This window comes from Spirosoma lituiforme (genome assembly GCF_054776635.1).
In genome coordinates, this window is the sequence record NZ_BAAHBO010000025.1 from 1 (window position 1) to 8,671 (window position 8,671).

11 protein-coding genes and 2 pseudogenes are annotated in these 8,671 nt (G+C 46.2%); 10 read left to right on the top strand and 3 right to left on the bottom strand.

The annotated features are described in order from the left end of the window. A pseudogene (locus ACYU87_RS27310) lies at positions 1-560 on the top strand (hypothetical protein); the annotation flags it as partial. A 266-nt stretch (positions 561-826) separates the two neighbouring features. On the opposite strand, the gene ACYU87_RS27315 reads toward ACYU87_RS27310, so the two are convergent. After that, positions 827-1,153 carry a DUF6249 domain-containing protein gene (locus ACYU87_RS27315; protein WP_461137179.1) on the bottom strand — a complete coding sequence of 109 codons (327 nt, stop codon included), beginning with the start codon at positions 1,151-1,153 and terminating at the stop codon, positions 827-829. Positions 1,154-1,244: 91 nt separating this feature from the next. Here ACYU87_RS27315 and ACYU87_RS27320 point away from each other — a divergent pair, with 91 nt between their 5' ends. The 9 genes from ACYU87_RS27320 to ACYU87_RS27360 all read left to right on the top strand — a co-directional run bounded on the left by ACYU87_RS27320 (position 1,245) and on the right by ACYU87_RS27360 (position 7,461). Continuing rightward, a complete protein-coding gene (locus ACYU87_RS27320; RefSeq protein WP_461137180.1) occupies positions 1,245-1,811 on the top strand; it encodes an RNA polymerase sigma factor in 567 nt (188 codons plus the stop codon). Beyond that, positions 1,811-2,236, top strand: a complete 426-nt coding sequence (locus tag ACYU87_RS27325) for a hypothetical protein (RefSeq protein ID WP_461137181.1) — start codon at positions 1,811-1,813, stop codon at positions 2,234-2,236. Before ACYU87_RS27320 ends, ACYU87_RS27325 begins: the two co-directional genes overlap by 1 nt. 188 nt (positions 2,237-2,424) lie before the next feature. After that, positions 2,425-2,943, top strand: coding sequence for a GNAT family N-acetyltransferase (locus ACYU87_RS27330; RefSeq protein WP_461137182.1), 519 nt, complete (start codon positions 2,425-2,427; stop codon positions 2,941-2,943). Between the two features lie 403 nt (positions 2,944-3,346). After that, a complete protein-coding gene (locus tag ACYU87_RS27335) occupies positions 3,347-3,931 on the top strand; it encodes a Crp/Fnr family transcriptional regulator (RefSeq protein ID WP_461137183.1) in 585 nt (194 codons plus the stop codon). A gap of 71 nt (positions 3,932-4,002) precedes the next feature. Further along, on the top strand, positions 4,003-4,437 hold the full coding sequence (locus ACYU87_RS27340) for a DUF4345 domain-containing protein (protein ID WP_461137184.1): 435 nt from the start codon (positions 4,003-4,005) through the stop codon (positions 4,435-4,437). Further along, positions 4,424-4,981 (top strand): DinB family protein, encoded by a 558-nt coding sequence (locus tag ACYU87_RS27345; protein ID WP_461137185.1) that lies wholly within the window; start codon positions 4,424-4,426, stop codon positions 4,979-4,981. Before ACYU87_RS27340 ends, ACYU87_RS27345 begins: the two co-directional genes overlap by 14 nt. 791 nt (positions 4,982-5,772) lie before the next feature. Next, positions 5,773-6,612, top strand: a complete 840-nt coding sequence (locus ACYU87_RS27350) for a Fic family protein (RefSeq protein WP_461137186.1) — start codon at positions 5,773-5,775, stop codon at positions 6,610-6,612. Positions 6,613-6,762: 150 nt separating this feature from the next. After that, entirely contained in the window at positions 6,763-6,900 is a 138-nt protein-coding gene (locus tag ACYU87_RS27355) for a DUF4256 domain-containing protein (protein ID WP_461137188.1), read from the top strand. Positions 6,901-7,089: 189 nt separating this feature from the next. Continuing rightward, positions 7,090-7,461, top strand: coding sequence for a SnoaL-like domain-containing protein (locus tag ACYU87_RS27360; RefSeq protein WP_461137187.1), 372 nt, complete (start codon positions 7,090-7,092; stop codon positions 7,459-7,461). A gap of 41 nt (positions 7,462-7,502) precedes the next feature. Here ACYU87_RS27360 and ACYU87_RS27365 read toward each other — a convergent pair whose 3' ends face one another. Beyond that, positions 7,503-7,985 (bottom strand): helix-turn-helix transcriptional regulator, encoded by a 483-nt coding sequence (locus ACYU87_RS27365; RefSeq protein ID WP_461137189.1) that lies wholly within the window; start codon positions 7,983-7,985, stop codon positions 7,503-7,505. Between the two features lie 45 nt (positions 7,986-8,030). After that, a pseudogene (locus tag ACYU87_RS27370) lies at positions 8,031-8,225 on the bottom strand (helix-turn-helix transcriptional regulator); the annotation flags it as partial. Between the last annotated feature and the right edge of the window lie 446 nt (positions 8,226-8,671).

An 8,671-nucleotide genomic window follows, 5' to 3' on the forward strand; every position in this document is an offset into this window, starting at 1 on the left:
TGTACTTTAGCCAACGACAAGCCGTGCACGATGGGATGTTAAACCTACCGATTGCGTCCATAGAAGGCAGCAATATACCGATGCAGCCTCAACCACCCATTGTGCTTTACAGGTATGTGCGCCCTTTGAACGGCTTACGAAGTGATGATTTTGTGGTAGAAACCCGGGTTAAAAATACCTATAAGCAGGGCTCAGCCGCTTGCCAGTATACGCAGATTACGGTTTTATGCCGTGACGATGTATTTAAGTTTCTTCTCAGCGCTGAAGGGTGCGTGGGAAACTCAAGCGTTTACCTAGGAGGGTATGAAGCCACCAGTAAACACGCCGATCTGTCGGCGCTTGGGCGAGACTTAAGTCAATGGGTTGACGTACGGCTCGAAGTCCACGACAAACGAGCGAAACTGTTATTGAATGGCCAAAAGGCGTACGAAGCCGTCATTCCGCACAGCCCAACGCAGCTTTTAGGCATCGGGTACGAATTCTTGGGTACTGGTTCAGTCGACTACTGCCGTTTCGTTCGTACGAACGGTGATGTGGTGTTCGAAGACAATTTTAAGTAGGAGATCATAAGCAGTGTGTTGCTTGTAAATTAACGAGGTAGCAGATCGATAAAGTCTAGCTCTTGGTGTATCCCCTCCGTAACACAATTCTCATAAACCGCTCCAAAGCGAGACGAAGATGAGCTTGTGCAAATGCTATGAGAGTCGGGCGTTTCAAAAAGACAGCGCACCATCAAAAAATGTGGGTTAACAAAAACTAATAAGTTAGAGCAACCTTGAAGCAAGTAGCCAGTTTTGCGCAAACTGTCACTTTAAGGCCATTCGTTCTATGACCGCTTACGCATCAGTAGATAGTACAATAGAAAGCCGCTTGCCAGACATATGGCCACAATTCCATAAGGCAACGATGAGTTGTTAGCTTCATAAGGCAAAAACTCTAAAATAACTAGACCTAAGCCGCCAAACAGTAACAATAAGCCCCACTTTAGCGGGTCCGAAGAGGGTATAATCGGCTTTAGTAGTAGCTCTAGCGCTCCTTTATCCATCTGACCCGAATCAATGATGCGCTTTCGGAGCAAATACTTGAATAAACTGTTGATGGTAAAGGCGACGACCAGAAACAAAAAGATAGCAACAATGTGAGGACCTTGCATAGCGATTTAGGTAATTGGTTTTCGCCAGTAGACGAGGTACCTATTTGAAAGGTTGCACTGGAACTCAACTTGCCTGCAACTTTCCGTCCTGATGGCACGTCTACTGGGCATGTTCGACGAGAGACAAGTTGTGCAACAAATCAAAAAGGGCGACCTTCAGGCGTTTTCGATACTGGTCAAACAATACCAGAAGTTGGTATTTCACGTTGTGCAGCGCCTGCTCACCGCCCCTCAAGATGTGGAGGATGTCAGCCAGGAAGTGTTCATAAAGGTCTATAAACGGCTTGATAGCTTCGCTTTCGAGTCCAAACTGGCAACCTGGATTGCTCGCATCGCCTACGTAACGACCGTCGACTATCTGAGAAAGTTTAAACCTAACCATACACAGGGGAACCCCACAGGGGATCAGGTTCCTTGTACTAACTACACCCCAGAAGAAATATTAATTCAAACGGATGTTACCTTGTATATGCAGAAGCTCATCGATAGCTTGCCTGAATCGTATCGGGTGGTGTTAACCTTGTATCACTTGGAGGAGTTTTCATATAGTGAGATCGAGCAGATTACAGGCATGCCCGCTGGCACAGTCAGGAACTATCTGTTTCGGGGCCGTAGGCTATTGAAGGACCGACTAGCTATTTACCTTAAACGAGACTGATGATGAGCCAACTCACCGATCAACAGATTCAGCAATTACTTGAGGCAGGTTTGTCTCTGCCGGATAAAAGTTCAGATACGGAAATCCATCAGGCCAAACTCTACCAAAAACTTTTTGCTGAACTTAAGCAAGATCTACCAATTAGTCCTGATGCTGACTTTTCAGAACGAGTTATCGAGCGAATTGTAACCATGAAGGCCCCATCCACCAAGCCATATACCTACGGCTGGTTTGGCCTTGGCTTAGCGATCTGTTTGATTACTGGGATGTTTATGATGACTCCGTTTGAGGCAGTGGCTACTGATCTGATGAACGTGTTTGCTTCGTTGAACCCGTTCAAATGGGAGCTCGTTTTTGGTATTGCCAGTTTGGTGGTAGTGCAGCTACTGGACTTAAAGTTGATGCGTGAGCCGTCTCGAATATAACTGATTAAGACGAACAGACATTAAAAAATAAGGCAGCCAGTGAAAATGGACAGTTTTCAGATAAGGCTCCTACAAGCGACAGAGGATCGTTCGAAGATCAGCTTCAAACAAAGGCATTCATGGGAGCGCGATTTAGCCTGAAGTTTCTTACTTTGGCCTACAAAAATACGTACTAAAAAGGACACTACATGAGCCTTCGCATTCATAAAGCAGTCATTGATGATCTACAACAACTCCAGCAAATATGTATTGAGGCATACAGTCAGAATTTTGCGCATCACTGGAATGAGGGAGGACTAGACTGGTATATCGACCAGCAGTTCAGTCCTGATGCCTTACGCCAAACCATTGACAGTCTTAACTCCGATTATTTTATTATTTATCAAGACAATCTACCAATTGGCTTCTGTAAGCTTAGTTACGGGAGTGACACGGGGCTGCCTACCCCTTGGCTCGATTTGGAAAAAATTTACCTCTTACCTTCTCAAAAGGGAAACGGCGTTGGGAAAGCAATTTTAGAATTCGTTGCTCAGCTAGCTCAGCAGCAGGCGAAAAAAGAGCTGGTGCTGTCTGTAATCGATACCAATCATGCCGCTATCGATTTCTACCGAAAGAATGGCTTTGGCTTCGTCCAAAAAACCACGCTCGCATTGCCCTATTTCAAGGAGGAATTGAAGGGGGCTTGGCTCATGGCCAAACCCTTATAATTTGCTACTACGAACTGGAGCGCATGGCGAGGGGCAGACCAGGGTATACCAGAACAAGCCACTGAAAGGTTGTCCGATACTACCCTATACATTGTGCTGGTCCCACAAAACGCTCATTAATAATGATCGAGTGTATGTGATCGACCATACTTTAATACAAGGCGATCAGGCTCCCGATAGGAACACAAATGGGTAACCATTTGTGGATGTACTCTTAGCTGGAGAAATCGTAGTTATCAACTACACGGATGGTAACATGGCTCAACTAAGCGCCCACACAAACAGTGTCTAGTATCGATTCGCTAAAAGCACTCATGAAGCCATCATTATCGGCGACAAACGCATCCAATAAGTGAAGTGTAGCTGTAGTATATTTGCGAGACCCTTCATAATGGCAATACCTATGCATGATCCGCTACTTGGCTTAAAGCAACTTACAGCGGCTATCCATACGCTTCCCGAACCCCAGTGGACCGAATTTGCCCACATTTGGCGGCCCTTCTCCGCGAAGCGGAAGGAGATTCTAACGGCCGCTGGTGAACAGGAAAGCTATTTGTACTTTATCGTAGAGGGTGTACAACGCGTTTATTATTTCGATGAGCAAAATCGGGAAGCGACCCTGGTCTTTTCCTATCCGCCTTCGTTCGGCGGTGTGGTCGATTCGTTCATGTTGCAGCAGCCTTCCCGCTACTACTATGAAACGCTTACGCCTTCTCATTTTCTACGGGCCTCCATTCGGGACCTGGAAGCGGTTATGAAACGTAACCAGGCGGTAGAAACCATGGTGCGACTGGGTATTACCGTGGCCATGTCGGGCGTGCTGGAGCGGTTAGTGGAACTACAATGCTATTCCTCCACCGATAAATTTCGAACTTTGCTTCAGCGCAGTCCCCACATCTTACAAGTGGTTCCTCATAAATATTTGGCCAATTACATCGGGGTTGACCCAACCAATTTCAGCAAGTTCATAAATACCCTCAAGACCTAAAATCTTGGTAAATACCAACCCTTGATCAGAAGATGAAGCCCAACTTTGTGCCGTAATTAATGATTAAGAACATGCAACAACAGCGTATCGTTAAACGGGCCTCCCAAGGTTTTATTCTCCTTTCCGCTCTATCCCTGCTGTCAGTTAGCCTGATGGCTTTTTCCAATCCACAATCGGTGATGGATCTGGTGCAGGTGCAGCTCACCAACACGGACGCTTTCAGCTCGATCCGGGGTGTCTATGGTGGGGTGGGTCTGACCTTATTTATTGCCCTACTCTACCTACTGGTCCGGGATATCCGAAAAGGATTAGTCTTCCTCAGTTTACTGTGGGGCTTTTATGCACTCTCAAGAACCATTACGTTATTTGTCGAAGGCCCCCTGGGTGCGTTTGGTCGACAATGGCTGGTCATTGAAACTCTTTTCTTTTGTATTGCTCTGGGGCTCTTAAGTGTCACTAAAAAAACGACGGCTTCGTCGATAAAGCGCTACCATGAAGTCCATTGACAAAGCCGTCTGGCTTACTGCCCTCGAACAACAAGTGGAAGGGCATATTCAGCAGGCTGTCGAGTGTTTTCAGAACATGGACGACGCCACCCTCAGCCAACCGTCCCCGACCGATGGGTGGAGTATTGCCCAATGTTTAGCTCATCTGAACAGTTATGGAAGCTACTATTTGCCCCGCTTAGAACAAGGTTTATCTACAGGGCAGGCCCAGCCGGTCACCCATCGCTTTGAGAGCTCCTGGTTAGGTGCCTTTTTGACCCGGTTAATGGACCCCAAAACGGGCAAAAAGAAGTTTAGGGCCATCAAACGACATCGGCCCGCCGAGGGTTGTCCTGCTCATGGGGTGGTCGCTGCCTTTATTGATCAGCAGGAACAACTGTTATTGTTGCTGAGACAGGCAGTACATGTGGATGTTAATGGTGTTCGCATACCGCTGTCAATTTCTCCCTGGTTGCACTTACCAATCGGTGATGTCCTACAATTCCTGGTCGCTCATACCGAGCGGCATATAGTACAGGCAAATCGAAACCTACCATCGGCATGAGAAGTGCCCGTAAATGGGAGGTGTGGTGTTTTTTGGTGATAAATCAAAAAATGATGCGTGTGGCGTTGAGTAGGGGCTTGTCGCCCGGAAATAGTCGGAAACTGTTAGCGATTGGTGATGATCCGTTTTATCATCGAAATCGTTTAATGCACTGGAGAACTCCTGCCCCATTACCTGCGGTTGCCGGTGAGTGCCTTTATTTTTAGTTGGTTTATCTTAGTAACTAGACCGGGCGTCGGTACGCTAAGTGGAGCGCCTGCAACCGCGGACAGTGCCCGGCGTTTTTGACCTATATCCAATACTTATTCAATAGCAAAATAGGGTATTTTGAAAAGGGGGTATAGGTATCGGATACAATTTAAGGCTGTATATCGACATTTTAATAGCCTGACTTTACTATACCAGAAAATCCTCCAATGGTCAGCTGTAATGGCCACCTGACAATTATTGAAAAGTAATCGTCTCATAAAAGGCTCCCAATTGAGACGACTGGTGTTTATGGTTGGTGCTAGAACTAGTTATTCATTCTATAACTGGCAAGGCCGCGCTTAAGCGCGGCCTTGCCAGTCCCATTCTCTTTTCAACAACCTTGATCGTCAAGGTGGGCAAAGATACTGCTTCGTCCTCATTGGCCCAGTGTCCATTCGATATACAATCTAGCATTGCTCATACCTAGTCGAGTACTGGAATGAAATATTCATTCTTGTTGATGCTAGCTTTAAAGGCCGTTTGTGCTCCTAACCAGCATCTTTCGTATCTTTGAGTATATCTAATTCACCTGGCTGTTCACCATGGCTCAAACCTCACCCCTTGCCGGCTCAACATTGCCCGAATTGATCAGGCAATACCAAGCCCTTACCACCGGCGTGATTAACTTCGAGCTGTATAACCAAATGGTGCACACCCATCATTCGACTGCTATCGAAGGCTCTACGTTGACGCTGATAGAGACTCAGACTTTGATCGAAAAAGGGCTTACGGCGGGAGGAAAACCACTGGAACACCATCTAATGGTCGTTGATCATCAGGCCGCTCAACAACAAATCCTCGACTGGGCCACCCAACATGAGCCCCTCAACCGAGCCCGGCTACAGGCCATTGCAGCAGCCATCATGCACCAGACGGGTGGGCCGACTAACACCCTGTTAGGCACGTTCGATTCGAGTCTGGGTCAATTCCGAACGGTCAGCGCTATGGCCGGTAGCCGAATGTTCCTAGATGCCAAGAAGATACCAGCGGCGGTGGATACGTTGCTCAAAGAGATGAACACGCTAATACCCGCTGCCAAAACGGTCCGGCAGGTCTATGACCTTTCTTTTAAGGTACACTTTCAGTTGGTCAGCATTCACCCCTTCGGTGACGGCAACGGGCGTACCTCTCGTTTGCTGATGAATTATGTCCAACAATATCATGGCCTGCCCCTAAGCTTGGTCTATGCCCAGGATCGAACGGCTTATATTGCCGCCCTGGAAGAGTCGCGTCGGCAGGAAGCCACTAAACCGATATCGGATTTTATGTATGGTCAGCTCACCTATTTTTTAACTCAGGAGATTGCGCGATTAAGCCAACCTCAAACGACTAAGTTGGGGGACCTATTAAAAAACAAAGGGGGGCTGACTTTGCTCTTTTGACAAGATGTTCGCATGTATGAATTCCTTACAAGAGCTTTGCCCTGAGCCAGCTTACTATTCATATATCTGCCTCATGAAATGGGCAAATTAAGAGACAGATTGTTTTTACTATCTGTCCAACACTATTCGTAGCATACGATATCGAGTTGGCTGAAAACACCTGACAATATTCGAAAACTAGGCGGAGCTATCTTCGCTGATTTTCACTTCGCCCGTGTTTTTGTGTATCACAACGGCGAAGACTCGTACTATAGTGGCCGAGGATTTCGCGGCTCGCTAAAGGTTTGAGTGTTGCGCAGGCGGCTCATGGCCTATTTCTTATTCGGTTTCAGCTATTGCGCATAACGCTTTCAGAGCACTAATGATCAGGGGTAAATTTCGTAGCTGAAGATCTATTTTCTGGCTACGTTTTACCCCTGACATACTGTTGTCTCACCAACCCTCTAGGTTTGCGTCATCACTAATAGTAGTTGACACATGACAACAAAGGAAGTTGCAAAGCGGTACTACGAGCTGATTCAGCAGCATCAGTACGAACAAATTCAAAATGAACTGTACGCTTCGAATGCGGTCAGTATTGAACCTGAAAATGATAGCAACTTGCCCCTAGCTGTTGAAGGTATTGAGGCACTTCGGCAAAAAGAAGGGCTATTTTTCTCGCAGGTTGAGGAGATGTTCGGCAGTTACATGAGTGAGCCGGTCGTATCGACCTTTTTCTTCTCCATGATGACGGGTATGGATGTCAAAATGAAAGGAAAACAGCGAAAGAATAAAGAGCAGATTTGTGTCTTTGAGGTCCGCGACGGCAAAATCATTAAAGAACAGTTCTTCTACGACGATTTTGCCTAACCATTTTTAACCGGCTAAAGATGACCTTTAGCCGGTTTTTTTTAGTTTCCATAAACTTTTTGCCGATACTGGGCAAAGGTCATTTTTTGAGGCTCGAAATGGTCCATCGTTGTCAGGAGCTTGTCCATGTTTATCAGAGAGAAGGATCGAAAATCCTGACGTAACTGACAGAACGCAATCAATACCCATTCGCTGTTTTGGTTGCTGTAAACGGCAAAAGGTTCTACGCTACGATGGGTCTGTTTACCCTCCTTACTGGTATAATCAAATTGTATGACCAAGCTCTTAACCAAGGCCGTTTGTATATCTAAAAGGTACTTGCTTTTGGGCGAATTGTCAATGTAGGTGTTCGTAACGCCAATTTTCTGGTTCAGTTCATCGGTCCTGCTCTTCAAGGTATCAGTAATAACGGCCCGAATCTTGGCAACGGCTGACCCAAATTCAGCAATCAGAGAGGTGTCTTTACTCGCCTGAATGAGTAGCTCAGCCGTCAGCAACGCATTGGCCTCTGTCTCCGTAAACATAACGGGCGGAATCCTGTAACCAGCCACTAAACTATACCCCTTTCCCTCTTCAGTCACGACCGGGACGCCGGCTTGTTCAAGCGTCCTAATGTCCCGATAAATTGTTCGCACACTTACCCCAAATTTCTCTGCCAATAGGGTTGCTTTCACAATCCGTCTGGATTGCAACTGAATTAAGATCGACGTAAGCCGTACTATTCGTTTTGTTTCTACATCCATACATCGTCTATAAACGGCCATTTCTATTTAGCTGTTTATCATCTTCGGTTTGGTAGGGTTACCCGGATAAATGTGAATGGAACCATGGTACAAAACTAAACTCCTCCAGATGTCCAGTACGTCCTCTGAAGCGAAGAAGTAGCTAAAGTGGTAATAAGCTTCATTAGATCCAGCGGGTAATGACAGTACAGAAACAAATTCTTGTACTAGAAATCATCAGGACTTTAAATTGAACGATGGTAGAACGGAGCGGGGTGTCATTTTTATGATTTTACACCTGTTTCGTATGGGACTGATGGTGTTGAATAGTTATTAAAAAGTTACGGTCTCTTTAAACGCTCGTGGCTGTTGCACAACTCTGCTTCCCAAATCGATTTTTCAACATCTGACTTGACAACTAAGACTTCCTACCATTGTCTGCAATTCTTAGTTGAGAAAAAGCATGCCAAAGCCTAGAAAAGTGTCTT